Raw genomic sequence first — 23,658 nt, forward strand, 5'->3', positions numbered from 1 at the left:
GACTGGAGATGTTGAATCAAGGTGAAATGGACCGAACCGAGATGGGCCGCTTGATCGGTAGCGACAAGGTCGAGGGAACATCGGTCTATGGTGCCGATCGCAACAAGATCGGTTCGATCGAACGAGTGATGATCGACAAGGTCAGCGGCAAGGTGTCCTACGCCGTGCTCGGCTTCGGCGGCTTTCTGGGTCTCGGCAACGATCACTATCCGTTGCCCTGGCAGTCGCTGAAATACGACACCGATCTCGGCGGCTATGTCACCGGAATCACCGCGAAGTCGCTCGAGGGCGCGCCGAAATACGGCGAGCGCAGCGATTGGAATTGGGGCGATGACGCCGCGATGCGCGGCATCAACGCCCATTACGGTGTTCCCTTCGCGTAAGGTTTCACAAGGGAGAGTTCGATGAGCAAGGAGCGGCCAACCGACGATCCCCGGCATCAGAATGACTGGGGATCGCACGCCCAGACGGACAAGCCCTGGAAGGGCAATCCGGAGAAGGAGCAGAAGTCGGGCGCAACGAAGCCCGACCTCGAGAAGTGGCAAAAGACCAAGACGCACTGAGCAAAGGGCGCAGAAGACGACAATCGAGGTGAGCGCGGCACGCACAAGTGTCGCGCTCTTTTTCTGAACGCGCCTGGATGACCTACCCCACTGCTTCCTTCCATCCCGGCCCCGCATGCACATGCACCTGTTTCGCATCCAGCGGCTCGCCGCATTCCGAGCACACCATCACCGGATCGAACAGCTTGCCGCAGTTTTTGACAGTTCTGTTTCAGACCAATAGCCTTCCCTCCAATCACACCACTCACCGGAGGAGGCGACCTTGCCCAAGCGAAACGCGACTGCTGCCGTGATCGGGGCCGGCGATTTCATCGGCTCAGAGATCGCCAAGAAATTCGCAGCTGAAGGATTCACGGTCTTCGCCGGCCGCCGCAACGGCGACAAGCTGGCACCGCTGGTGACGGACATCGAGGCCGCCGGCGGCGAGATCCATGCGCGCTCGCTCGATGCGCGGATGGAGGAGGAGGTCATCTCCTTCCTCAACGACGCCGACAAGCACGCGCCGCTGGAGGTCTGCATCTTCAACGTCGGCGCCAACGTCAACTTCCCGGTCCTCGACACCACCGAGCGCGTCTTCCGCAAGGTGTGGGAGATGGCCTGCTATTCGGGCTTCCTCGCGGGACGCGAGGCGGCGCGGCTGATGCTACCGCGCGGCGGCGGCAACATCTTCTTCACCGGCGCGACTGCGTCGTTGCGCGGCGGCAGCGGCTTTGCCGCTTTTGCCAGCGCCAAGTTCGGCCTCCGCGCCGTGGCGCAGGCGATGGCGCGCGAGCTCGGACCGAAGAACATCCACGTCGCCCATCTCATCATCGATTCCGGCGTCGACACCGAATGGGTGCGGCAGCGCCGGCTCGAGGCGCTCGGCCCGAATGCGCTGGACAACCCGGATCTCCTGATGCCGCCGTCGGCTGTCGCTGATTCCTATTGGCAGCTCTATCAGCAGCCCAAGAGCGCGTGGACCTTCGAGATGGAAATCCGGCCGTTCGGAGAGAAATGGTGACCGCGGCGCAAAAGTCCGGCTAGACTGATTCCGAGCTCAAGCAAAATTCCGGGAGGAGAACTTACGTGAAGACCGCGATCACCGAACTGTTCGGCATCGAGCACCCCATCATCCAGGGCGGCATGCATTTCGTCGGCTTTGCCGAGCTGGCAGCCGCCGTCTCCAATGCCGGCGGGCTCGGCATCATCACCGGTCTTACGCAGAAGACGCCGGAATTGCTCGCGAAGGAAATCGCGCGCTGCCGCGACATGACCGACAAGCCGTTCGGTGTGAACCTCACCTTTCTGCCGACCTTCTCGGCGCCGCCTTATCCCGAGTACATCGCGGCCATCGTCGAGGGCGGCATCAAGGCGGTGGAGACCGCGGGCCGCAGCCCCGAACAATATATGCCTGCGCTGAAGGCGGCCGGCATCAAGGTGATCCACAAGTGCACCTCGGTCCGACACTCGCTGAAGGCCGAGCGCATCGGCTGCGACGCGGTCAGCGTCGATGGCTTCGAGTGCGGGGGCCATCCCGGCGAGGACGACATTCCGAACATGATCCTGCTGCCGCGTGCGGCGGAAGAGTTGAAGATCCCGTTCGTCGCCTCCGGCGGCATGGCCGACGGGCGCAGCCTCGTCGCGGCGCTGTCGCTGGGCGCGGCCGGCATGAACATGGGCACGCGCTTCATCGCCACCAAGGAAGCACCGGTGCATCAGAACGTGAAGAACGCGCTGGTCGCGGCGACCGAGCTCGACACCCGCCTGATCATGCGTGCCTTGCGCAACACCGAGCGCGTGCTCAAGAATGCCAATGTCGATCGCCTGATCGAGATCGAGCGCGCGAAGGGCGACAAGCTGACCATCGACGACATCCACGACCAGGTCGCGGGCGTCTATCCCAAGATCATGCTGGACGGGCAGATGGACGCGGGCGCCTGGAGCTGCGGGATGGTCGCCGGCCTGATCCACGACATCCCCTCCTGCAAGGAGCTCATCGATCGCATCATGGCCGAGGCGGATACCATCATCCGTAGCCGCCTGATGGGGTTCCTGGACGGTACGGCTGAAGCACGAAAGGTCGCCTGAAACCGCCAAACTTCTTAACCACAGCGGCAGCCGGCCGCTGGAATTGCGCGTGACGCCTCCTAAATAGGGTAGAATACCCCTTTAATAATCAATTTCAGGAGGCGTCCGTGGTCCTGAAAAGCGTTCCTTTTGCAGTTGCCGTCGCCCTTGCGATCGCATGGGGCGGGATTGCACGCGCTGACGACTACAAGCCTGACGAATATCTCGGTCTCGATCTCTCCAAGGCCGTCCTGTCGCCGAAGCGGCTCGGGCCGGAGACGCAGTTCGCGCCGGTCGCGCTGGAAGCGAAGGGCGGCAACGAGGCGCAGGCCCGCGCCGAGCCCCTCGACGTGCCGAAGAAGGTCGCGGCCGAACGCGTGCATGTGGCCGAGCCGAAGGTCGCCCACACGAAGAGCACGCCGCCGCGCGGCTCAGCCCGTACCAAGCTTGCGCATCGTCGCGGCAATCCGCTCGACGCTCAGGCAATGGACACCCGCATCCAGACCTGGCCGTGCCGCTCCGGCGGCATCTGCAACTGGAAGCGCTGAGCGTAGCTGGTCGGACCTAGATCGAGTGGCGATCTCGCTTCACCTCGCCCCGCTTGCGGGGCAAGGGGGGCGCACCTGCACCGTGGCTGCGTTCTCGATGCACCGTCATCCCCGCGTCGCAAAACCGTCGGCGTGGAGTCAAGAAACCGTCAGGGTAGGAGTCAAGGAGCGCAGGCACCTTCCGTCGCGATTCGACGAAGGTTTCCTGAATGGCATCGCTCCGCGCCTCGCGCGCATGGACCCGGCGGCAATTCCTGGTCCGCTCCACTTCAAGCCTCGCTGTCGCCGCGCTCGCAAAGCCATCCATCAGCCGCGCCGCCGACCGCCCGCAGATCGCAGGCGGCATTCAATCCGGCGATGTCTCGGACGGCTCCGCAATGGTCTGGGCGCGCGCCGACCGGCCCGCGCGGATGCAGGTGGACTATTCGACCGTCGAGAGTTTCAGGACCATCCTTGCGTCGGACTCGCGCGACGCCCTGCAGAATACGGATTTCACCGCGAAGCTGCTGCTGAACGATCTGCCGCCCGGGCAGGACATCTTCTACCGCATTCGCTTCGACGACATCGCGACCGGTATTGCCGGCGAAAGCCGGGTCGGCCATTTCCGCACCGCGCCGGCAGCGGGCCAGTCGATCTCGTTCGTGTGGTCGGGCGACGTGGCGGGGCAGGGCTGGGGCATCGACATCGCGCGCGGCGGCTATCGCAGCTATCGCACCATGCTCGACAACCGTCCGGACTTCTTCATCCATTCCGGCGACCACATCTACGCCGACTGCACGATTCCGTCCGAACAGAAACTGCCGAACGGTGAGACCTGGCGCAATCTGGTGACCGAGGAGAAGGCCGGGGTCGCGCACACGCTGGCGCAGTTCCGCGGCAACTATAAATACAATCACCTCGATGAGCATTTTCGTGCCTTCCATGCGGAGGTGCCGATGTTCGCGCAATGGGACGACCACGAGGTCACCAATGACTGGTCGCCCACCGGCAGCTACGACGAAGCCGGGTATGAGGATGACGGCACGCCGCGCCTGGTTACGCGCGCCCGCCGTGCCTTCTTCGACTTCATGCCGATCCGCGACATCGGCGCGCGGCAGGGGTGGGTCTATCGCAAGATCGCCTACGGTCCGCTGCTCGACGTCTTCATGATCGACATGCGCAGCTATCGCGACGAGACCTGGAACAAGGGCGACGATCATCGCGGCTGGATTCTCGGTGCCGAGCAGCTGGCCTGGCTGAAGCGCGAGCTCGCGGCGTCGCGCGCGACCTGGAAGGTGATCGCCGCCGACCTGCCGATCGGCCTCGTCAGTCTCGATGCGGTCGCGCTCGGCAATGGCGCACCTGACAGGCGCGAGCACGAGATCGCCGATCTGCTGGCCTCCATCAAGCGCGCCGGCGTGCGCAACATCGTCTGGCTCACCGCCGACATGCACTACACGGCCGCGCATTACTACGATCCGAATAAGGCGCAATTCCAGGATTTCGACCCGTTCTGGGAGTTCGTCTCCGGTCCGCTGCACGCCGGCACCTGGAGCCCGGGCGAGCTCGATAACACCTTTGGTCCCGTCGCGATGTACCAGCACGGCTGCAGCGAGGCCCAGGGCGAGAACCTGGCGCCGTGCTTCGGCCTGCAGTTCTTCGGCCGTGTCGACATTGACGGCGCGACCGGCGTGATGACCGTGACCTTGAAGGACGTCGACAACCGCGACCTCTGGTCGGTCGATATCGTGCCGCAGCCGCAGGCCCGTCCGGCCGTGGTGGCGCAGCATTCCTAGGCCCCTAACCCGATCTTGATTGGCCGCCTTGCGCCGACCGCGCTATACTAATCACTCCCGCCACCTCTTTTCCATCACCAAAGAGTCTGTCCCCTCGCGGTCCCACCGCGTGTCTGGCGGGATGAATGACGTCAGGAGCCTTTTCATGGATAATCTGAAGACACAGGGCATCAGCATGCCCAAGCTCGGCCTCGGCACCTTCCGCATGCAGGGCGATGCCTGCCGCGCCGCGGTCGAGAGTGCGCTGTCGATCGGCTATCGCCACATCGACACCGCCGAGATGTATGCCAACGAAGAACCGATCGGCGCTGCGCTGGCTGCTGCCCGTGTGCCGCGTACGGAGTTGCATGTCACGACCAAGGTCTGGCACGAGAACCTCAGCCCCGATGCGATCCGCCGCGCCTTCGATGCCAGCCTGCAGAAGCTGAGGCTCGACCATGTCGACCTCTATCTCGTGCACTGGCCGTCGAAGTCGGCGAACTGGGGCGCGGTGTTCGAGACCCTGATGAAGCTGAAGGAGGAGGGGCGCACGCGGGCCATTGGCGTTGCCAATTTCACCACGGCGCTGCTCAAGATCGCCGTCGAGGACATCAAGGCGCCGATCGCCTGCAACCAGATCGAATATCACGCGATGCTCGATCAATCGAAGGTGCTGGCCTATCTCAACGCCAAGTCGATACCGCTGGTCGCCTACTGCCCGCTCGCGCAGGGGCGCATTGCCTCCGATCCGGTGCTGGCCGAGATCGGCGCCAAGCACAACGCGACCGCAGCCCAGGTCGCGCTGAAATGGCTGCTCGACCAGGACGGTGTCGCCGCGATCCCGAAGGCTTCGCGCCGCGAGAGCCAGCAGTCCAATCTCGACGCGCTGAAGATCACGCTCGACGATGCCGACCGCAACAAGATCGCCGCGCTGCCCAAGGACAGGCGCTGCGTTAATCCGGCCTTTGCGCCGGCGTGGGATTGATCTCGCCTGACGTTTCAAACGCACAAAGAAATGGCCCCGTGAGGGGCCATTTCCTCATTGCGTTGCGCATTAGTCCCAGTGGTGGTGATGGCCGCGCTTGATCACGACGACCTTGTCGCGATGGTGCCAGCCGCGATGCCAGCCGTGGTCGCGATGCTCGCGGAATTCGGCACGAGCGCCGTACGGGCCGTGATGATGGCCGTTCCTGATCACCACCGTCTCGGCACTCGCCAGGGTTGGTGCCGCAACCGCGAGCGCGCCGAGAGCGGCAACGACATAACCAAGCTTCTTCATGATGTCCTTCCTCCAATCGAATGCAAATCTAAACCGCGCATTCGCGTGAACGTTCCGGAGGAAAGCGAAGAGAATTCTGAATGGATATTCAGGATCAACGATATCGTTAATCGCAGCGTTGCTGCTGCGGCGTCGGCGCACCGGTGGCAACGTATTTGCCGTCCTTGATCGTGTACACGCCGCGATCGCTGCGATTGTAGATCGCGCGCAGGCTGCCTTGCTCCGAGAGCTGCAGGCCGAACTCACGCGTCTGCTGCAGCGAGGGGAAGTACACCATCACGTTGATCAGGCCTTCGGCGTTGACCGTGGCGGACACGACCTCGTTCTCGTCCTTGGCATCGCCGAAATTGCGCCGGTACATCACCCGGCCGTCTTTCCGGATTTCGTAAGTCAGCAGCGCACCCTTGTCGCGGTCGGGCCGGGCCGCGCAGTCGACCGCCCACGAGCCGAGCAGTCCCCATTGCTCGACGGTCGCCGCAAGCGGCTCGGCGCGCGCGAGGGGCATGCAGATCGACCACAGCACCGCAGCCGCGACCCAGCGGCCCAAACAACGCATCATGTCCTGAAAAGCCCCGCTTCGAAGTATTCCAAATTCTAGCATCCCGCACGCGGTCGTCCACGGTGCCGGCCATTCGCGCGCGAATTTGATCCGCGTCAATGAGGCGGGTCGCATCGGGGGTAGGATGGCGCTCCCGAAGGCGAACGTGGATAGACCGATGCTGAATCAAGTCATGGATTTCGCGGGCGAGGTGCTGCCGGGTAGCTGTGCCGTGCCGCCTTATTCCGAGACCGCGTTTCTGGCCGAGCTGGGCGAGCGCCTGAGATCGTCACGCGCCCGCTGCGAGCTGTCGCGCCGGGAGCTGGCCCGCAGGTCCGGGATTTCCGAGCGCTACATCGCCCAGATCGAGGCCGGCAAGGGCAACGTCTCGATCGTGCTGCTGCTCCGACTGGCCGCCGCGATCCACGGCAGCCAGCCGCAAGTGGCCTGATAGAGCGGCTTAGATAAACGACTAGGCCCGTTTCTCCACATTGGCGCTGCGGGCCGGCACGCCGAATTCCTTGCGGCAGACCTCGGCGAGCAGGGCGACGCCCTCGCGGATCTGCTGGTGCGAAGGGCTCGCAAAGCACAGCCGCAGTCGCGAGCTGGAATGGCCCTTGTTGGTCGACCATTCCGGTCCCGGGTTGATCGAGACGCCGGCGGCGAGCGCGGCCTGATACAGCTTAAGCGTATCGACCTGGTCGGGCAGCTTCACCCAGAGGAAAATGCCGCCCTTGGGCTCCTCGAACTCCGCCGCCGTCCCGAACTGCTCGTTGAGGGCTTCCATCAGCGTATCGAGCTTGGTGCGCAGCGCCTTGGTCAGCGCCGGCACGTGGCTCGAGAAGTGCGGCTTGCAATAGGTTGCGAGAACCATCTGCTCCAGCGCGCCGGAGCCGGCATCCGTCTTCAGCGACAGCATCCGCGACATCACATCCCAGGGCGCAACGATGAAGCCGACGCGTAGCGCCGGCGCGATCGATTTCGAGAACGAGCCGATATGGATGACGCCGCCGTTCGGGCTCATGGCGTGGATCGCGGGCGGCCGCTGTCCGGACCAGACGAGATCGGCATAGCAATCGTCCTCGAAGATAGGCACGCCATATTCGGTCGCGAGCCGCACCAGCTCGGCGCGGCGGCTTTCCGGCATGATGCTGCCGGTCGGGTTCTGCACCGTCGGAATGGTGTAGATGTATTTCGGACGGATGCGGCGGCTCTTGAGGTCGGCCAGCGTCGAGGCCAGCACGTCCATGCGCATGCCGTCTTTGTCGAGGGGGATGCCGACCACGTTGACGCCGAGCCGCGCCAGACGGGTCAGGGAGCCCTGATAGCTCTCCTGCTCGAAGATCACGGTGTCGCCGCGCGTCAGCAGCGTCGCGTTGACGAGGTCGAGCGCCTGCAGCGAGCCCGAGACGATCATGAGATCATCGACCGTGCAGTTGATGCCGGCATCGCGCTTGAGTTTTGTCACCAGGAATTCGCGCAGGGGCAGATAGCCCTGCGGTCCGTGCGCCAGCCCGTAAGTGGCGAGCGAGCGGCCCTCGCGCCGCAGCACCGCGTTGGTTGATTCGATCAGCTCATCGAGCGGCACCTGCTCGGAATCGTTGTTGCCGCCGACAAAGCTGTATTTGGCAAGGCCCGTCCAGCGCGCAGAAGGGGCCGGCAGCCCTGCGGGAAACAGGGGTGCGAAATCGAAGCTGGACGTCATGGGAGCGTTCCTCGTTTTGTTCTTGTTGAGCAGCCGGCGTTGCGCCGGCCTGCCTTACTTCTTACCGGCCGTCCTAGTCGGACGGCCCTGGCTGATGAAAGCGTAATGCGCATTGGCGACGCCGCCAACCATCAAGGCCTCGACCACCGGCTCGGCGATCTCGCCCGTGGCCGCCCAGTCGACGAGGAAATTGGCGCCTGTCCCGCCGCGCACGTCGTCGGTCGGAACGAAGATCGAGATCGTGGCGAGCGGCTTCAGGGCCACCTGCCCCTTCAGGTAGGTCTCGACCTGCTTGCCCGCGGTGTCGAAATAGGCGATGCGTTTGACCACCAGCGGCTGGGTCTCGGAGGCGTTGTGCACGCTCAGCGTCACCGAGAAGTCGACACGCAACTTTCCCTGGCTCATCGCGACGCTGGAATAGGCGGGCACGTAGAACCCGCCGGAGACGGCAAGTTCCTCCTTCGGCAGTGCGGTGAGCGAATCGGCAAAGTTTTGTTCGATATTGACCTTGGATTGCGCGGCGGCGGGCGCGGCGCAGGCGAGAGGGCATAGCAGCATTGCTGCGAAAAGCCCGTTTTGCATGTGACGAATTGCTCGCTTGCCGCGCCGCAACCCGTCTCTAGGGTGCGGCAAAACGGACCAATTTGGTATGCACGAGCTCATTCGCGACATCACTCTCTGTATTCTGTTTGCCTGGATGCTGGGCCTGCTCGCCCATTTCTCCCGGCAGCCGTTGATCCTGGCCTACCTTATCGCCGGCTTTTGCATAGGTCCATTCGGCGCCGGCTGGGTCCAGTCGCAGGAATCGATCAGCGTCATCTCCGAGCTCGGCCTGATCTTCATGCTGTTCATGATCGGCCTCGAGATCGACCTGAAGAAGATCGTGCGGGCGGGCAAGGTGATCCTGTTTGCGGCGGGCGGCCAGCTGCTCGGCGGGTGCCTGCTCGGGGTGCTGTTCTTCGTCGGCATCGGCCTGTCGCTCGGAGGCGGGCACTTCGACGCCGTCTATCTCTGCGTCGCCTGCGCGCTGTCGAGCACCGTCATCATCGTCAAGGTGCTCTACGAGAAGCGCGAGCTCGACACGCTGCCCGGCCGGATCACGCTCGGCGTCCTGGTGTTGCAGGATATCTTCGCCATCCTGTTCCTGGCGGTGCAGCCGAGCCTCGCCAATCTTGAGGTCAGCGTCATCCTGCTCTCGATCGGCCGCGTCGCGGTGCTGGTCGCCGCTGCGCTGCTGGTCAGCCGCTATGTGCTGCCGCGCCTGTTCCACCAGATCGCCCGCCGTCCCGAGCTGATCCTGCTCGGCGCGCTCGCCTGGTGCTTTCTTGTCGCCGAGACCGCCGAGCGGCTGTCGCTGTCGCGCGAGATGGGCGCCCTGATCGCCGGCGTCTCGCTCTCGACCTTTCCTTACGCGCTCGACGTCACCGCCAAGGTCACCACGCTGCGGGACTTCTTCATCACGCTGTTCTTCGTCGCGCTCGGCATGACCATTCCCGTGCCCGGCCTCTCCGTGATCGGGCTCGCGTTGATGATCGCGGCATTCACGGTGGTGAGCCGCCTCGTCACCACCTTCACCCCGCTTTATCTGATGAAGCAGGGCCTGCGCGCCAGCCTGTTGCCGGCGCTCAATCTCGCGCAAATCTCCGAGTTCTCGCTTGTTGTGATCCAGACCGGCGTTGCCGACCACCACATCGCCGCCGAGACCGCCAATGCGGCCTCGTTCGCCTTCGTGGTGCTCGCCGTACTCTCGACCTTCGCGATGAGCCGCAGCGACGAGATCACCCGCTGGGCGATCGGCCCTCTGAAGCGGATCGGTCTGCGCGATCTCGACCATGGCAACGGCCATGCCGAGGAGGGCCATGAGGGCGGCCATGGCGAGGCCCGCCGTATCGTGATCCTCGGCTTTTTCCGTGCGGCGAGCGCGCTGCTGGCCGAGATCGAACGGCAGGCCCCGGTGCTACTCGAGCAGATCACCGTGGTCGACTTCAACCCCAATGTGTACCAGACCTTGGTGTCACGCGGCCTGCACGTGATCTATGGCGACATCAGCAGCGCCGATACGCTGCTCCATGCCGGCGTCGGCAAGTCCGAGATGATCATCCTCAGCGTGCCGGACGCGCTTCTGAAGGGCGCCAGTAACGAGAAGCTGGTCCGCCACGTCCGCACCCTCAACCCGACCGCCATGATCGTTGCCACGGCCGATCTCTTGTCGGATGTCGGCGAGCTCTATGCGGCCGGCGCCAGCTACGTCACCGTGACCCGGCTCAGCGATGCTCATGAGCTGTTTACCGTGATCGAAGCCGCCCAGGCCGGCCTATTGGCCGACAAGCGCGCCGAGCTCGATGTGCGGCTGGGCGAACGGCGCGAAGTGCTGCCCTGACGATCTCCTGCCGCCTTCCTTCCGGGCCCCGCGCGCCTATATCCTTGGTATGTTCGGTGCAAGCCTGAAACCTGCTGGCAGGCCTGCCGTCAGGCATATGTGGTTGCGCCGGGGACACTAGCGCCCCGGCCCAAGTCCGGCTAAGCCTCCCGGCCATAACCGATAGAGATTGGGAAATGCCCGATAGCGTCCAGGAAGTCTTGCAGGCCTTTGCCCGGGGTGAGCTCGTCGTCGTGACCGACGACGAAGACCGCGAGGGCGAGGGCGATCTGATCGTCGCCGCCTCGCTCTGTACCGCGGAGAAGATGGCGTTCATCATCCGCCACACCTCCGGCATCGTCTGCGCGCCCGTCACCACCGAGGACGCGCGCCGGCTGCGGCTCGATCCGATGGTCGCCCACAACGATTCCGCGCACACCACCGCGTTCACGGTCTCGATCGACTACAAGCCCGACGGCGGCACCGGCATCTCGGCCGAGGAGCGCGCCTCGTGCTGCCGCGCGCTGTCCAACCCCAATGTCGGCGCCAACGATTTCGCCCGCCCGGGCCACATCTTCCCGCTGATCGCCAAGGACGGCGGCGTGCTGCTGCGCTCCGGCCATACCGAGGCCGCGGTGGACCTCTGCAAGCTGTCCGGCCTGCCGCCGGTCGGTGTCATCAGCGAGCTGATGAACGACGACGGCAGCGTGATGAAGGGCGAGCAGGTCGCGCAGTTCGCGGCCAGGCACAAGCTCAAGCACGTCACCATTGCCGACATGATCGCCTACCGCCAGGCGCGCGAAAAGCTGATCGAGCGGGTCTCGACCTTCGTCACCGAAAGCCCGATCGGGCCGCTGCAGGGCTATGCCTACCGCTCGCCGTTCGACTCCATCGCCCACGTCGCCTTCGTCTACAACGGCGTCGGTGACGGCAAGAACGTGCTGACGCGCTTCCACAAGCCGAACATCGTCAAGGACATCTTCACCGGCCACAAGCGCATGGCGGCGGTGCTCGAGCACTTCAAGAAATCCGGCCGTGGCGTGCTGGTCTATTTGCGCGACGGCGCGGCCGGCGTCCCCGTGGCGGCGCTTCCCGACGAGAGCGCGACCGAGGCCGACCGCAACCGCCAGTGGCGCGAAGTCGGTGTCGGCGCGCAGATCCTGCGCGACCTCGGCGTCACCTCGATCCGCCATCTCACTTCCTCGGTGCACGACTACAAGGGCCTGTCGGGCTTCGGCATCGAGATCGTCGCCAACGAGCAGCTCGAGAGTTGACACGCAGTGTCATTCCGGGATGGCGCCGAAAGCGCCAGACCCGGAATCTCGAAGCTGCTGGCAAAGAGATTCCGGGTTCGATGCTTCGCATCGCCCCGGAATGACCGAAACCAGGATGCAATTGCACTTGTTGCCGCGGCGCTTTAATTTGTCGGGTAATTTCTAGACGGAACCAGATGCGAAAGGACGTTTCATGAGCGTGCGCCCTCAGACCAAGGACAAGCCGGCTGCGGCTTCTTTCCAGTGGGACGATCCGTTCCTGCTCGACGAGCAACTGACCGAAGACGAGCGCATGGTGCGCGACACTGCCCGCGCCTACGCCCAGGACAAGCTGCTGCCGCGCGTCACCAAGGCCTATCTGGAAGAGAAGACCGACCGCGAGATCTTCAACGAGATGGGCGAACTCGGCCTGATCGGCATCACGCTGCCGGAAGAGTATGGCTGCGCCAATGCGAGCTACGTGGCCTATGGGCTCGTGGCCCGCGAGATCGAGCGGGTCGATTCCGGCTACCGCTCGATGAACTCGGTGCAGTCCTCGCTGGTGATGTATCCGATCTACGCCTATGGCGACGAGAACCAGCGCAAGAAGTACCTGCCCAAGCTCGCCAGCGGCGAGTGGGTCGGCTGCTTCGGCCTGACCGAGCCCGACGCCGGCTCCGACCCGGCCGGCATGAAGACCCGCGCCGAGAAGGTCTCGGACGGCTACCGCCTGACCGGCAGCAAGATGTGGATCTCGAACGCGCCGATCGCCGACGTGTTCGTGATCTGGGCCAAGTCGGCCGAGCACGACAACCAGATCCGCGGCTTCGTGCTGGAGAAGGGCATGAAGGGCCTGTCTGCGCCGAAGATCGGCAGCAAGCTGTCGCTTCGCGCCTCGATCACCGGTGAGGTCGTGATGGACGGCGTCGTGGTGCCCGAAAGCGCGCTGCTGCCCAACGTCTCCGGCCTCAAGGGCCCGTTCGGCTGCCTCAACCGCGCCCGCTACGGCATCTCCTGGGGCGCGCTCGGCGCCGCCGAGGACTGCATGCATCGCGCCCGTCAGTACACGCTCGACCGCAAGCAGTTCGGCAAGCCGCTGGCTGCGACCCAGCTGGTGCAGAAGAAGCTCGCCGACATGGAGACCGAGATCGCGCTCGGCCTGCAGGGCTCGCTGCGTGTCGGCCGCCTGATGGACGAAGGCAAGTTCGCCCCCGAGATGATCTCGATCATGAAGCGCAACAATTGCGGCAAGGCCCTCGACATCGCCCGCGTCGCCCGCGACATGCACGGCGGTAACGGCATCTCGGCCGAATTCCACGTGATGCGTCACGTCCATAACCTTGAGACGGTCAACACCTACGAAGGTACCCACGACGTCCACGCCCTGATCCTGGGCCGTGCGATCACGGGCATTCAGGCGTTCTTCTGAGACCCCGCGGTTAGGGTACTAGGCAAGAGAACTCTCCAACTCCGTCATGGCCGGGCTTGTCCCGGCCATCCACGTCTTAGCTCAAGCGAGGAACGTGGATGCCCGGCACAAGGCCGGGCATGACGAAGTCAGCAAGGAATGAGCAAGCCATGTCCGACAACGACGACGTCCCGTTCAACCGCAATTTTCCGCTTCAGCCCGGCGTCGTCGAGGAAGTCCGCCCCGGCGTACGGCGGGTGCTCTGTAACAATCCGAGCCCGTTCACCTTCACCGGCACGGTCAGCTACATCGTCGGCACCGGCAAGGTCGCGATCATCGATCCCGGCCCGGACGATGCGGCCCATGCGGCGGCGCTGCTCGATGCCGTGCGCGGCGAGACGGTGAGCCACATCTTCGTCACCCACACCCACCGCGACCATTCGCCGAACACCGGGCGGATCAAGCAGGCGACCGGCGCGCCGGTTTATGCCGAGGGCCCGCACCGCGCCTCGCGCCCGCGCTTCGAGAGCGAGAAGCACAATCCGGAATCCGGCTCGGATCGCGATTTCGTGCCCGATATCAGGATCGCCCATGGCGACGTCGTCGAAGGCGGCGGCTGGCGTCTGGAGGCCGTGGCGACGCCTGGCCACACTGCCAACCATCTCGCCTTCGCCTGGCCGGAGCGGAAGTTCAATTTCGTCGGCGACCACGTGATGGGCTGGTCGACCTCGATCGTGGCGCCGCCCGACGGCTCGATGATTGACTACATGGAATCGCTGGACCGGCTCGCCGCGCGCGAGGAGGATCTCTATTTCTCCGGCCACGGCCCGGAGATCCCCGAGGGCCAGCGTTTCGTGCGCTTCCTGATCCGCCACCGCAAGGCGCGCGAGGCCTCGATCCTGCACCGCCTCGCCAAGGGCGAGACCGACATCCCGACCATGGTGCGCGCGATCTATATCGGCATCGACCCGCGCTTGACGACCGCTGCCGGCTATTCCGTGCTGGCGCATCTGGAAGATCTGGTCGCGCGCGGCGTAGTCGCGACGGATGGCGATCCCGTGATCGGCGGGACGTACCGGATGGCCAACGCCTAGCGCGCCGACGTCACGACGCGTTACTTCTTCACCGTCTTCGCCGGCGCCTTGGGCGGTGCGACCGGCGTCTTCTTCACCGGCTTGAGCGCGTCGGCGTCGGCCGCGGTGTTGAGATCGTCGATGAATTTTGTCACGCGCGCGGCGTTGCTGCCGAGGTCGCTGTCGAAATAGCGCGAGGACGAGCGGATATCGACGCGGGAATCGTCGCCGTCGGGCACGACCCTGATCGAAACGTCCTCACGGAAACCCATGATCGGCGTGCGCGCCACCGCCTCGATGCGGCCGATGCGGCGCGGCGGCTGCGGCGAGCGCTCGTCGATCACCAGCCATTTGCGCTTGTTGACGAGCTGGAGCGCGATCGCATAGGCGCGGTCGACCGGGATCTCGAGCTCGATCGGCTCGATTTCAGGATAGAACTGGCGCTGCTGCTCGGCCGAATAGAGGCCGGCGTAGACTGCGGTGTTGGCGCCGTCGACGGAACGCAGGCGCGCCAGCGCGTCGAAGCGGGGCGGGTCGATCGGGTCGGTGGTGATGTCGTGGATCGCCGGCAGCTTGCGGTATTGCAGGGCGAGATAGGCGGGGTAGGCGAGGATCGCCCCGTTGATCAGGAAGGCGATCAGGATGCGCCCCATGCCGCGCGAGCCGTTCTGCCAGATCGCGGCAAAGCCGGCGAGGCCGAACAGGATGGAGACCACGGCGATCGCAAGGCCGCCGAAGAAGGTGACGACCGCCGGCTTCGGCTCCAGAAAGCCGAAGCGCACGACGATGATCGACACCACCACCGCCACCACCGCGAACACCGCCAGATTGCGTGCCCAGCTCGCAAGGCTGGACACGGGCTCCGTCTGATAGGGAGCGGAAAACCTGCGGGCCATCGGAAGAGCTCTGCCGGGGTGTTGAAGGCGGTGCCGGCCGTTTGGCACGACGATAGGCCGTTGAGACCACGGCCCGGGGGCAAATTCAAGGGAGACCGGACTGTTACTGCCCGTCATTCCGGGGCGCCCGAAGGGCGAACCCGGAATCTCGAGATTCCGGGTGCGATGCCGTTGGCATCGCCCCGGAATGACGTCTGAGCCCGTTACGCCGCCGCGTTCGGGAAGCGGTAATCCTTGAACTGGTCGCGCAGCGCCGTCTTCAGGATCTTGCCGGTGGCGGTGTGGGGGATGCCTTCGACGAAGGCGACGTCATCGGGCATCCACCATTTCGCGATCTTGCCATCCATGTATTTCAGGATGTCCTCGCGGCTGGCCTGCTGGCCCTGCTTGAGCTGCACGATCAGCAGCGGCCGCTCGTCCCATTTCGGGTGGAATACGCCGATCACGGCGGCTTCCGCCACGGCCGGATGGCCGACCGCGAGGTTCTCGAGGTCGATCGAGGAGATCCACTCGCCGCCGGACTTGATCACGTCCTTGGACCGGTCGGTGATCCGCATGTAGCCGGCCTCGTCGATGGTCGAGACGTCGCCGGTGTCGAAGAAGCCGTCCTCGTCGAGGATGTTGGCGTCGACGCGGTAATAGGCCTTGGCGACGGCGGGACCGGAGACCTTGAGGCGACCAAACGTCTTGCCGTCCCAGGGCAGCTCCTTGCCGGCATCGTCGGTGATCTTCATCTCGACCGCGAAGGGCGCATAGCCCTGCATCTGCAGCACGTCGAGCTTGGCATCGCCGGTCGCGTTCTGGAACGGCGGCTTGAGCGCCGCGACGCTGCCGATCGGGCTCATCTCGGTCATGCCCCAGGCGTGGCGCACGTTCGAGCCCATGTCGAGGAAGGCCTTGATCATCGAGCGCGGCATCGCCGAGCCGCCGCAGATCACCATCTTCAGGTCGGGCAGCTTCAGATTGTTGGCCGCCATGTGCTGGAGCAGCATCAGCCACACCGTCGGCACGCCGGCGGTGTGCGTCACCTTCTCGGTCGAGAGCAGCTCATAGACCGAGGCGCCGTCGAGCTTGGCGCCGGGCATCACCAGCTTGGTGCCCTGCGACGGCGCGGAGAAGGCGATGCCCCAGCTGTTGGCGTGGAACAGCGGGACCACCGGCAGCATTGTCTCGGAGGCGCTGGTGCCGAGGGCGTCGACATTGTTGGCCATCAGCGCGTGCAGCACGTTGGAGCGATGCGAATACAGCACACCCTTCGGATCGCCGGTCGTACCCGACGTGTAGCACATCGCGGCTGCCGTGTTCTCGTCAAACTCCTTCCATTTGAATTTGCCGTCGGCCTCCGCGATCCAGTCCTCGTAGGCGACGACGTTCTTCAGCGTGGTCTGCGGCAGATGCGCCTTGTCGGTGAGAACGACGTAGCGCTCCACGCTCGGAAGCTTGTCGGCGATCTTCTCAAGGACCGGAACGAAGGTGAGGTCGGTCATCACGATGCGATCCTGCGCATGGTTGATGATCCAGGCGATCTGTTCGGGGAAAAGGCGGGGATTGACGGTATGGCAGATGGCGCCGATCCCCATGATGCCGTACCAGACTTCGAGATGGCGCCAGGTGTTCCAGGCGATCGTTGCGACACGGTCGCCGAGCTTGATGCCGTCGCGCTCCAGCATCTGGGAGACCTTGAGCGCGCGCTTGTGGATTTCGCCGTAGGTGGTGCGATGGATCGGTCCCTCGACCGATCGCGTGACGACCTCCTGGTTGCCATGAATCCTGGCGGCGTGTTCGATGATCCGGTGGCAGAGCAGGGGCCAATCTTGCATCAAACCAAGCATTCCGTCGTTCCTCCGAGAATTCGCTGGGCGGGTTGTCGCTCTCAGCGCAGGGCCAAAGAATTGTCATGAGTTTTAGCCTGCCGGACTTTCGCCGCAAATGGTCTTGTCGCGGCTATATGTCCACCGGCGCGGCCATGGTTACCGCTGCGCTCGGGCTGACGCTCATGCTTGCCGATCGGGCAGAGGCGCGGAAATATGCTGCGCCGCTCGATATCTTCGGTCTTGGTACACCACGGCCGCGTCCGGCGGTGCACGCCACCAAGATACCGCTACCAAAGCCTCGCCCGGAGGGGGCCCCCAAAGCAGCGGACGAGGCCGCGCCGGAGACCGAAGGAAAACCTTCTCCCGATAAGCCGAACGGCAGCAAACCCGCCGAGGCCGCGCCGCTGCCGGAGAAGCAGCTCTCGGCCTGCCGCCTTGCGCTGACCGAGGAGATCGCGATTGCACCGTCGCTTCCGGATATCCGCGGTCCCGGCGCCTGCGGCGGCGAGGATCTGGTGCGGCTGGAGGCCATCGTGCTGCCGGACAAGCGCAAGGTCGCGGTCAAGCCGGCGGCGATCCTCCGCTGCACCATGGCGTCCGCGATCGCCGACTGGGTGCGCAAGGACATGGTGCCGGTGGCCACCAGCCTCGGCTCGACCATCAGCGATCTCGACAATTTCGACAGCTTCGAGTGCCGCGGTCGCAACCGCATCGCAGGCGCGATGCTGTCCGAGCACGGCAAGGCCAACGCGCTCGACGTCCGCGCCATCAAGCTCGCCAACGGGCAGTCGATCGGCCTCACCGACCGCACCATGTCGCGCGACGTGCGCGAGCGCGTGCTGCGTTCGGTGTGTTCGCGCTTCTCCACCGTGCTTGGCCCGGGATCGGACTGGTACCACGAGGACCACATCCATCTCGATCTGGCGCAGCGGCGCAACGACTACCGGATCTGCCAGTGGAACGTCTGGGATCCCCTGCCGCAGGTCGCCCCGCTGCTGCCGGCGGAACGTCCCGAGGAGGCGCCGCCGCGCGAGGTCGCGGCCAAATCCGAGACCAAGCCTGAGGCAAAGGAGGGCGCTGACGACGAGGCGACGGAGAAATCTCCCGCGCCTGCGGACAAGCCAGTGGCCGCTGGCAACAAGGCCCAGTCGCACAAGCCGGCAACAAAAAAGCGCCGGTGAAACCGGCGCTTTTTAAGTCTCAGAGATCAGAAGGCGATCAGTAGCTGCCCGCCTGGCCCGTTCCGCCGGCGCCGAGCGCCAGACGCGAATTGTAGGGCGAGTCGCCGTGCTTCGGCTCGAGCACCACGACGATGGTGCCGACCTTGACGCGGCCATAGAGGTCGATCGCGTCCTCGTTGGTCAGGCGGATGCAGCCCGACGAGATCGAGGCGCCGATATATTCCGGCTGGTTGGTGCCGTGGATGCGGAACAGCGTGTCCTTGCCGCCCGAGTAGAGATACATCGCGCGGGAACCCATCGGATTATCCGGACCGGGCGCGACATAGGTCGGAACGCCCAGGCGCGAGATCTCGCCCGGGGTCGGATGCCAGGCCGGCCACTCGGTCATGCTGCCGACCTTGGCGATGCCCGACCAGGCCATGGCTTCTTCGCCGACGGTGATGCCGTAACGGATCGCCTTGCCGCCATCGAGCACGTAGTAGAGATAGTGGTTGTCGGAATCGACCACGATCGAGCCCGGCGATTCCTTGCGGTGGTATTCGACGATGGCGCGACGGAACGGCTCGGCGACCGGGGTGTTCTCATACCGCACCTTGGCGAGCAGTTCCTTGTCCTTCGGCTTGAAGGCTTTGGTGTCGGTCGCCTCAAAGTGCGTGGCCTGCATGCAGCCCGACAGCATCAGGCCAGCGGCCAAAACACCCAGCATAACTTTCAGCGACGACATGATTCGGTTCCAATCGACATCAACAAACTTTCGCGGAGCTTGAGCCAAGGCCCAAAACCACGACTCCGTTGGTCCCTATTATCGTTGAAATCTGCCACAATTCCAGCGTTTCGGACCTTTTCCCGCACTGCGAGACCGAACCTGTGGCTTTTTTGCCGCAATTTTTGCGACGTTGCGCGGTTTTTGGGGCCAAAGATGCCGAACTGTCGATTCCGTGCCACGGTTGGGCCACGCCGCCGCCATAAATGCAAACGCTCCGTTAATGTGCTTGTCATCTTGAACTTGTCAGAATCGCGCTAAGGGCTGTCAGTCTGTCGCAGGCCCCTGCTGGAGTTGTGCATGTTTTCTGTGTTCGTTCCCTCCGAGGGCAGCCTCAAGAAGGCCGTGGTCGAGGATCTGGCTGTCGTGCCGGATCACGCGGTGTGGGTCGATCTGGTCAACCCGACTGGAGCCGAGGACAAGGCTGTGGAGCGGCTCCTGGGCATCGCGATCCCGACCCGGGAGGACATGCAGGAGATCGAGATCTCCAGCCGCCTCTATATCGAGAACAGCGCGCGCTACATGACCGCGACGCTGATGTGCCACTCCGATACCGACATGCCCCGGACCACGGCGGTGACCTTCATCCTCGGCGACCATCGCCTGGTGACGGTGCGCTACGATCAGCCAAAACCCTTCGCGCTGGTCGAGGCCAAGCTCGCCCGCTCCTGCACGCCTTCCATCTCCGGCGAGATGGTGCTGATGGAACTGCTGGACGCCGTGATTGATCGCTGCGCCGACATTCTGGAGCGCTGCGGCGCCGAGATCGACCAGGTCTCGCACGACATCTTCGAGCCCGAGAGCGAGCGTCACGGCCACGCCAAGCAATATTCCCAGATCCTGATCTCGATCGGCCGCAAGGGCGATTTGACCTCGAAGGTGCGTGAGAGCCTGGTCTCGATCGGCCGTGTCGTGACGTTCCTGTCCGCGGTGGTCGAAGGCGTGAAATGGTCCAAGGACATGCGCGAGCAGCTCAAGACCATGCAGCGCGACGTGTCGTCGCTGACCGATCACGCCTCCTATCTCTCCAGCAAGATCACCTTCGTGCTGGACGCCATGCTCGGCGTCGTCAATCTCGAGCAGAACAACATCATCAAGCTGTTTTCGGTCATGGCTGTTGTCCTGATGCCGCCGACGCTGATCGCTTCGGTCTACGGCATGAACTTCAAGTCGATGCCGGAGCTCGAATGGGCGCACGGCTATCCGATGGCGATCGTGATGATGCTGTTCGCGGCCATTGTTCCGTACTGGATCTTCAAGTGGAAGAAGTGGCTGTAAGCGCGATCCGGAACTGGCTTGCCGCGAGATCATGCCAAGAACGACAGCCTGACGTTCGTATCGCTACTCCGGCAAAGATACCTACCGATATCTTACGCCGTTCGTAGAGACACGGCGGTTGGTGTCGCAGAATAGAGCGGGATTGCGGCCATGCAGTGATGTGTGCGCGCCGCCCCAATTCCTCCGGTAAAATTTGAGCAGTGGGCTGAACGTTTGCGCGAAACTTGTCTGCGATAAGCAGCGGGTTAGCCGCGAGGAACAGCCATGGTTGAAAAACACATAACGACGCCCCGCAACGTCATCGATCTGACGAGCTATCGTCAGGCCGTGGCGAGCGGCAAGGCGCCGTCGTTGTCGGCACGCATGTGCCGGCACTGTGGTGCTCCGCTGCTCGATGGCGAGAACGATGACGATTGCTCGACTGCATTCAACGCTGCCGCTACTCCAAATGCTGCAACGTTGAGGCTGCGCGAACGGTCACGTCGGATTCGACTCGATTGAGGAGTGGAAGGAAGGGCAGGCGATCCAGTCTTGCGGCGGCGTTGTCTGGATCGCCTAGCTTCCGCCCTTCGTGTCAAATCACTTGGCGCTTTATGATCTCAGCCGTCGAGACGATGGTCTCGGCGATGGCGCCATCGCGGCCGAACGAGGTCAGATGGCTCTCGACGTCGCGCAGTGCGGCCTCGACGTTGTCGCCCAACGCTTCGGGCGACGATGAGGAGTAGGTCAGCACGCGTTGCGTCAGGTCCTGCACGCTGATCATGTGGCTGGTTTCGACCTTGACGAGCTCGGTAGGAGCAAAGGCGCTGCCGCGAAAGAACGCCGGCAAGTCGCGATGGGTGCGCGTGCCCCGGCCGGCTTCCTCCCAGAGCTTGGCCGGTGACCAGCGGCGGCGGATCTCGTTGTAGCCCTCGAGCCACGGATTGCTGCCGTCGGTCGCCGAGAACGAGGCGCAGACGGCAATTGCACCGCCCGGCGCAACCAGCCCGTCGAGCCGTGCCAGCGTCGGCTCACGATCCATCCAGTGCAGCGCACGGCCGATCGTCACGACATCGAAGCTGCCCATGTCGGCGGCAAGCGTTTCGGTCTTTCCCTCGATCAGCGTGAGCGCGTGGCCTGCGCTCGCAGCAGCGCGTCGCGCCGCATCCAGCATTGCGGGCTCCGGGTCGACACCGACGACGCGGCCGGCATAGGGCGCGAAGCCGAGCGCCAGCAGGCCGGGTCCGGTGCCGAGATCGATCAGGCTGCTCTGTCTGGAGAGGCCGAGCTTTTGCGCAACGCTGCGAAAGAATTCGCCCGGATAGGGCGGGCGCAAATGCTCGTAGAGTGACGCCGTGCTTGCGAACCGACCCATGCTTCCACCGTTTGACTTACACGTTGCCCCTTAGCTCGGGTGAATTGAGCCGCGAGATCGAGAAGGCGTGTCTGCGACCGTAGAATGGGTAGAGCGAAGCGAAACCCATCATGTTTCCGCGAGGAGGATGCGCGATGGGTTTCGCTTCGCTCTGCCCATCCTACGAGTGCACGCGGAGACCCGTGATGTTGCCCACACACTCCGTCATTGCGAGCGCAGCGACTTGTCCGCCGAAGCCTTTGGCGAAGGCGGAAGCAATCCAGAGTCTTTCCACGGAGGGATTCTGGATTGCTTCGTCGCTCCGCTCCTCGCAATGACGAGGGGGCAAGAGCGCGCACCACGCTCCGCTCTCGTGCATTGCCGCGCAACGACGCGTGCGGATCACACGTGCTGCCCGCCGTTGATGTGGATCTCGGCGCCGTTGACGTAGGAGCTGGTGTCCGTGCACAGCACGTAGATGATCTTGGCGACCTCGTCAGGGGTGCCGAGGCGGTGCATCGGGATCTGCTGCTCGACGATCTTCTCGGTGCCCGGCGACAGGATCGAGGTGTCGATCTCGCCCGGCGCGATCGCGTTGACGCGGACGCCGACGCGGCCGAAGTCGGAGGCCATCTCGCGCGTCAGGGATGCGAGCGCGGCCTTCGAGGTGGCATAGGCGGCGCCCGCGAAGGGATGCACGCGCGAGCCCGCGATCGAGGTGACGTTCACGACCGAGCCCTTGGCCGCCTTCAGCTCCTCGATCAGGCCGCGCGCAATCATGATCGGCGCGAAGAAGTTGACGTGGAAGACGTGCGTCCAGGTGTCGAGATCGGTATCGACCGAGCCGAGCCGGGAGCCGCCCGGGCCCTTCGGCGAGATCGCGGCGTTGTTGACGAGCGCATGCAGCACGCCGCCTTCGAGCCGATTGCGGATTTCGGAGATCGCACGCGCGGTGTCGTGGGGATCGCCGAGGTCGACCTGGATGTGATCCTCTGGCCCTGCGTCCCACGGGCAATCCTCGGGGAAGGCATGCCGCGAGCAGGTGATGACACGCCAGCCCGCCGACGAGAAGCGGATCACGGTGGCGTGGCCGATGCCGCGGCTGGCTCCAGTCAGGAGCAGCGTGCGGCGCGGCGCATTGGACGAATGCGGCATGGACATCTTTCAGGTCGGCCTAAGCTCTAGGGATACATCCGCGTCTTGGACCATGGTTGGCCGGCCGCGTCACGGCGAAATTCGATGCGGTCGTGCAGGCGGAATGGGCGGTCGTGCCAGAACTCGATCCGTGAAGGGATGATGCGCCAGCCGCTCCAGCCCGGCGGCCGAGGCACCTCGCCGATGACGTGCCTGGCCGCGACTTTGGCGATCGCCTGCTCGAAGGCGAAGCGGCTCTCCAGCTCTTGCGACTGCTTGCTGGCCCAGGCGCCGATCTGCGCCTGCTTCGGCCGCGTCGCGAAATAGGCGTCGGCCTCGGCGTCGGTCACCGGCGTCACGTTGCCGCGGATGCGGACCTGACGGCGCAGCGACTTCCAGTGAAAAAGTAACGCGGCCTTAGGATTTGCGGCGAGTTCGCGGCCCTTCTGGCTGGCGATGTGGCTGTAGAAGACAAAACCTTCGGTGTCGAAGCCCTTCATCAGCACCATGCGCACGTCAGGCAGCCCGTCGGGATCGACGGTTGCGAGCGCCATGGCGTTCGGATCGTTCGGCTCGCTCTTGATGGCTTCGTTCAGCCAGGCCTCGAACAGCGCAAAAGGCTCGTCGGCGGCGGTGAAATCACCGGATGTTAAGGGTGTCTGGTGTTTCATCGAGGTCGTGTCGGTCATGTCTGGAGTCCGAGTTGCGTCCCGCGGCCCAAAACGCGTTGTTG

The 23,658-nt window shown here is 64.3% G+C and carries 25 protein-coding genes and 1 pseudogene; 15 read left to right on the forward strand and 11 right to left on the reverse strand.

Translation table 11 applies throughout. The annotated features are described in order from the left end of the window. Window positions 1-8 precede the first annotated feature (8 nt). Both VGR99_RS33210 and VGR99_RS33215 read left to right on the forward strand, forming a co-directional pair. Complete coding sequence (locus VGR99_RS33210; protein ID WP_326904171.1) at window positions 9-383, forward strand: PRC-barrel domain-containing protein; 375 nt, start codon at window positions 9-11, stop codon at window positions 381-383. Between the two features lie 21 nt (window positions 384-404). Next, complete coding sequence (locus VGR99_RS33215; protein WP_326904172.1) at window positions 405-563, forward strand: hypothetical protein; 159 nt, start codon at window positions 405-407, stop codon at window positions 561-563. Window positions 564-645: 82 nt separating this feature from the next. On the opposite strand, the pseudogene VGR99_RS33220 reads toward VGR99_RS33215, so the two are convergent. Next, window positions 646-762, reverse strand: a pseudogene (locus VGR99_RS33220) (transcriptional regulator); the annotation flags it as partial. A gap of 63 nt (window positions 763-825) precedes the next feature. Between VGR99_RS33220 and VGR99_RS33225 the strand changes: the two are divergent. From VGR99_RS33225 to VGR99_RS33245, 5 genes are all read left to right on the forward strand, one after another. Next, window positions 826-1,563, forward strand: a complete 738-nt coding sequence (locus VGR99_RS33225) for an SDR family oxidoreductase (RefSeq protein ID WP_326904173.1) — start codon at window positions 826-828, stop codon at window positions 1,561-1,563. 65 nt (window positions 1,564-1,628) lie between these two features. After that, on the forward strand, window positions 1,629-2,630 hold the full coding sequence (locus VGR99_RS33230; protein ID WP_326904174.1) for a nitronate monooxygenase family protein: 1,002 nt from the start codon (window positions 1,629-1,631) through the stop codon (window positions 2,628-2,630). A 107-nt stretch (window positions 2,631-2,737) separates the two neighbouring features. Beyond that, entirely contained in the window at window positions 2,738-3,157 is a 420-nt protein-coding gene (locus VGR99_RS33235) for a hypothetical protein (protein WP_326904175.1), read from the forward strand. 209 nt (window positions 3,158-3,366) lie between these two features. Then, a complete protein-coding gene (locus VGR99_RS33240) occupies window positions 3,367-4,932 on the forward strand; it encodes an alkaline phosphatase D family protein (RefSeq protein ID WP_326904176.1) in 1,566 nt (521 codons plus the stop codon). A 145-nt stretch (window positions 4,933-5,077) separates the two neighbouring features. After that, window positions 5,078-5,896 (forward strand): aldo/keto reductase, encoded by an 819-nt coding sequence (locus VGR99_RS33245; RefSeq protein ID WP_326904177.1) that lies wholly within the window; start codon window positions 5,078-5,080, stop codon window positions 5,894-5,896. Between the two features lie 69 nt (window positions 5,897-5,965). On the opposite strand, the gene VGR99_RS33250 is transcribed toward VGR99_RS33245, so the two are convergent. Continuing rightward, on the reverse strand, window positions 5,966-6,190 hold the full coding sequence (locus VGR99_RS33250) for a hypothetical protein (protein ID WP_326904178.1): 225 nt from the start codon (window positions 6,188-6,190) through the stop codon (window positions 5,966-5,968). Between the two features lie 106 nt (window positions 6,191-6,296). Further along, complete coding sequence (locus VGR99_RS33255; protein ID WP_326904179.1) at window positions 6,297-6,749, reverse strand: hypothetical protein; 453 nt, start codon at window positions 6,747-6,749, stop codon at window positions 6,297-6,299. A gap of 157 nt (window positions 6,750-6,906) precedes the next feature. Here VGR99_RS33255 and VGR99_RS33260 point away from each other — a divergent pair, with 157 nt between their 5' ends. After that, window positions 6,907-7,179: a helix-turn-helix domain-containing protein gene (locus tag VGR99_RS33260; RefSeq protein ID WP_326904180.1), complete on the forward strand. Its 273-nt coding sequence runs from the start codon at window positions 6,907-6,909 to the stop codon at window positions 7,177-7,179. Window positions 7,180-7,200: 21 nt separating this feature from the next. Here the strand turns inward: VGR99_RS33260 and VGR99_RS33265 are convergent, their stop codons facing one another. Together VGR99_RS33265 and VGR99_RS33270 are read right to left on the reverse strand one after the other, a co-directional pair. Then, on the reverse strand, window positions 7,201-8,433 hold the full coding sequence (locus VGR99_RS33265; protein WP_326904181.1) for a PLP-dependent aminotransferase family protein: 1,233 nt from the start codon (window positions 8,431-8,433) through the stop codon (window positions 7,201-7,203). A gap of 54 nt (window positions 8,434-8,487) precedes the next feature. After that, the gene (locus VGR99_RS33270; protein ID WP_326904235.1) at window positions 8,488-9,015 is read right to left on the reverse strand and encodes a DUF3124 domain-containing protein; all 528 of its coding nucleotides are present in this window, start codon (window positions 9,013-9,015) and stop codon (window positions 8,488-8,490) included. Between the two features lie 67 nt (window positions 9,016-9,082). On the opposite strand from VGR99_RS33270, the gene VGR99_RS33275 reads away from it, so the two are divergent. From VGR99_RS33275 to VGR99_RS33290, 4 genes are all read left to right on the forward strand, one after another. Next, window positions 9,083-10,813: a cation:proton antiporter gene (locus VGR99_RS33275; protein WP_326904182.1), complete on the forward strand. Its 1,731-nt coding sequence runs from the start codon at window positions 9,083-9,085 to the stop codon at window positions 10,811-10,813. A gap of 176 nt (window positions 10,814-10,989) precedes the next feature. Beyond that, complete coding sequence (gene ribB / locus VGR99_RS33280) at window positions 10,990-12,066, forward strand: 3,4-dihydroxy-2-butanone-4-phosphate synthase (RefSeq protein ID WP_326904183.1); 1,077 nt, start codon at window positions 10,990-10,992, stop codon at window positions 12,064-12,066. A gap of 193 nt (window positions 12,067-12,259) precedes the next feature. Then, the gene (locus tag VGR99_RS33285) at window positions 12,260-13,474 is read left to right on the forward strand and encodes an acyl-CoA dehydrogenase (protein WP_188100342.1); all 1,215 of its coding nucleotides are present in this window, start codon (window positions 12,260-12,262) and stop codon (window positions 13,472-13,474) included. A 149-nt stretch (window positions 13,475-13,623) separates the two neighbouring features. Beyond that, window positions 13,624-14,547, forward strand: coding sequence for an MBL fold metallo-hydrolase (locus VGR99_RS33290; protein ID WP_326904184.1), 924 nt, complete (start codon window positions 13,624-13,626; stop codon window positions 14,545-14,547). Between the two features lie 20 nt (window positions 14,548-14,567). On the opposite strand, the gene VGR99_RS33295 is transcribed toward VGR99_RS33290, so the two are convergent. Both VGR99_RS33295 and VGR99_RS33300 read right to left on the reverse strand, forming a co-directional pair. Then, the gene (locus VGR99_RS33295) at window positions 14,568-15,422 is read right to left on the reverse strand and encodes a DUF1499 domain-containing protein (RefSeq protein ID WP_326904185.1); all 855 of its coding nucleotides are present in this window, start codon (window positions 15,420-15,422) and stop codon (window positions 14,568-14,570) included. 203 nt (window positions 15,423-15,625) lie between these two features. Beyond that, window positions 15,626-17,254 carry a fatty-acid--CoA ligase gene (locus tag VGR99_RS33300; RefSeq protein WP_326904186.1) on the reverse strand — a complete coding sequence of 543 codons (1,629 nt, stop codon included), beginning with the start codon at window positions 17,252-17,254 and terminating at the stop codon, window positions 15,626-15,628. A gap of 65 nt (window positions 17,255-17,319) precedes the next feature. Between VGR99_RS33300 and VGR99_RS33305 the strand changes: the two genes are divergently transcribed. Continuing rightward, the gene (locus VGR99_RS33305; protein ID WP_326904187.1) at window positions 17,320-18,417 is read left to right on the forward strand and encodes an extensin family protein; all 1,098 of its coding nucleotides are present in this window, start codon (window positions 17,320-17,322) and stop codon (window positions 18,415-18,417) included. A gap of 37 nt (window positions 18,418-18,454) precedes the next feature. On the opposite strand, the gene VGR99_RS33310 is transcribed toward VGR99_RS33305, so the two are convergent. Further along, entirely contained in the window at window positions 18,455-19,141 is a 687-nt protein-coding gene (locus VGR99_RS33310) for a L,D-transpeptidase (RefSeq protein ID WP_326904188.1), read from the reverse strand. A 339-nt stretch (window positions 19,142-19,480) separates the two neighbouring features. Here VGR99_RS33310 and VGR99_RS33315 point away from each other — a divergent pair, with 339 nt between their 5' ends. Further along, window positions 19,481-20,458, forward strand: a complete 978-nt coding sequence (locus VGR99_RS33315) for a magnesium transporter CorA family protein (RefSeq protein ID WP_326904189.1) — start codon at window positions 19,481-19,483, stop codon at window positions 20,456-20,458. A 264-nt stretch (window positions 20,459-20,722) separates the two neighbouring features. Then, a complete protein-coding gene (locus VGR99_RS33320; protein ID WP_326904190.1) occupies window positions 20,723-20,959 on the forward strand; it encodes a hypothetical protein in 237 nt (78 codons plus the stop codon). A gap of 73 nt (window positions 20,960-21,032) precedes the next feature. On the opposite strand, the gene VGR99_RS33325 is transcribed toward VGR99_RS33320, so the two are convergent. The 3 genes from VGR99_RS33325 to pdxH all read right to left on the reverse strand — a co-directional run bounded on the left by VGR99_RS33325 (window position 21,033) and on the right by pdxH (window position 23,614). After that, window positions 21,033-21,812 carry a class I SAM-dependent methyltransferase gene (locus VGR99_RS33325; protein ID WP_326904191.1) on the reverse strand — a complete coding sequence of 260 codons (780 nt, stop codon included), beginning with the start codon at window positions 21,810-21,812 and terminating at the stop codon, window positions 21,033-21,035. 381 nt (window positions 21,813-22,193) lie between these two features. Then, complete coding sequence (locus VGR99_RS33330) at window positions 22,194-22,946, reverse strand: SDR family oxidoreductase (protein ID WP_326904192.1); 753 nt, start codon at window positions 22,944-22,946, stop codon at window positions 22,194-22,196. A 26-nt stretch (window positions 22,947-22,972) separates the two neighbouring features. Beyond that, window positions 22,973-23,614, reverse strand: coding sequence for a pyridoxamine 5'-phosphate oxidase (gene pdxH, locus VGR99_RS33335; RefSeq protein ID WP_326904193.1), 642 nt, complete (start codon window positions 23,612-23,614; stop codon window positions 22,973-22,975). Window positions 23,615-23,658: the final 44 nt, after the last annotated feature.

It is taken from the genome of Bradyrhizobium sp., from assembly GCF_035935975.1.
GTDB lineage: Bacteria > Pseudomonadota > Alphaproteobacteria > Rhizobiales > Xanthobacteraceae > Bradyrhizobium.

Excerpts from the sequence above, each read along its gene's own strand:
- VGR99_RS33210 (WP_326904171.1), top strand. The coding sequence starts at position 9 with ATGTTGAATCAAGGTGAAATGGACCGAACCGAGATGGGCCGCTTGATC.
- VGR99_RS33250 (WP_326904178.1), bottom strand. The coding sequence starts at position 6,190 with ATGAAGAAGCTTGGTTATGTCGTTGCCGCTCTCGGCGCGCTCGCGGTT.
- VGR99_RS33325 (WP_326904191.1), bottom strand. The coding sequence starts at position 21,812 with ATGGGTCGGTTCGCAAGCACGGCGTCACTCTACGAGCATTTGCGCCCG.
- VGR99_RS33215 (WP_326904172.1), top strand. The coding sequence starts at position 405 with ATGAGCAAGGAGCGGCCAACCGACGATCCCCGGCATCAGAATGACTGG.
- VGR99_RS33295 (WP_326904185.1), bottom strand. The coding sequence starts at position 15,422 with ATGGCCCGCAGGTTTTCCGCTCCCTATCAGACGGAGCCCGTGTCCAGC.
- VGR99_RS33245 (WP_326904177.1), top strand. The coding sequence starts at position 5,078 with ATGGATAATCTGAAGACACAGGGCATCAGCATGCCCAAGCTCGGCCTC.
- VGR99_RS33320 (WP_326904190.1), top strand. The coding sequence starts at position 20,723 with ATGGTTGAAAAACACATAACGACGCCCCGCAACGTCATCGATCTGACG.
- VGR99_RS33285 (WP_188100342.1), top strand. The coding sequence starts at position 12,260 with ATGAGCGTGCGCCCTCAGACCAAGGACAAGCCGGCTGCGGCTTCTTTC.
- VGR99_RS33330 (WP_326904192.1), bottom strand. The coding sequence starts at position 22,946 with ATGCCGCATTCGTCCAATGCGCCGCGCCGCACGCTGCTCCTGACTGGA.
- VGR99_RS33300 (WP_326904186.1), bottom strand. The coding sequence starts at position 17,254 with ATGCTTGGTTTGATGCAAGATTGGCCCCTGCTCTGCCACCGGATCATC.
- VGR99_RS33265 (WP_326904181.1), bottom strand. The coding sequence starts at position 8,433 with ATGACGTCCAGCTTCGATTTCGCACCCCTGTTTCCCGCAGGGCTGCCG.
- VGR99_RS33260 (WP_326904180.1), top strand. The coding sequence starts at position 6,907 with ATGCTGAATCAAGTCATGGATTTCGCGGGCGAGGTGCTGCCGGGTAGC.
- VGR99_RS33310 (WP_326904188.1), bottom strand. The coding sequence starts at position 19,141 with ATGTCGTCGCTGAAAGTTATGCTGGGTGTTTTGGCCGCTGGCCTGATG.
- VGR99_RS33305 (WP_326904187.1), top strand. The coding sequence starts at position 17,320 with ATGAGTTTTAGCCTGCCGGACTTTCGCCGCAAATGGTCTTGTCGCGGC.
- pdxH (WP_326904193.1), bottom strand. The coding sequence starts at position 23,614 with ATGACCGACACGACCTCGATGAAACACCAGACACCCTTAACATCCGGT.
- VGR99_RS33255 (WP_326904179.1), bottom strand. The coding sequence starts at position 6,749 with ATGATGCGTTGTTTGGGCCGCTGGGTCGCGGCTGCGGTGCTGTGGTCG.
- VGR99_RS33290 (WP_326904184.1), top strand. The coding sequence starts at position 13,624 with ATGTCCGACAACGACGACGTCCCGTTCAACCGCAATTTTCCGCTTCAG.
- ribB (WP_326904183.1), top strand. The coding sequence starts at position 10,990 with ATGCCCGATAGCGTCCAGGAAGTCTTGCAGGCCTTTGCCCGGGGTGAG.
- VGR99_RS33315 (WP_326904189.1), top strand. The coding sequence starts at position 19,481 with ATGTTTTCTGTGTTCGTTCCCTCCGAGGGCAGCCTCAAGAAGGCCGTG.
- VGR99_RS33270 (WP_326904235.1), bottom strand. The coding sequence starts at position 9,015 with ATGCAAAACGGGCTTTTCGCAGCAATGCTGCTATGCCCTCTCGCCTGC.
- VGR99_RS33275 (WP_326904182.1), top strand. The coding sequence starts at position 9,083 with ATGCACGAGCTCATTCGCGACATCACTCTCTGTATTCTGTTTGCCTGG.
- VGR99_RS33240 (WP_326904176.1), top strand. The coding sequence starts at position 3,367 with ATGGCATCGCTCCGCGCCTCGCGCGCATGGACCCGGCGGCAATTCCTG.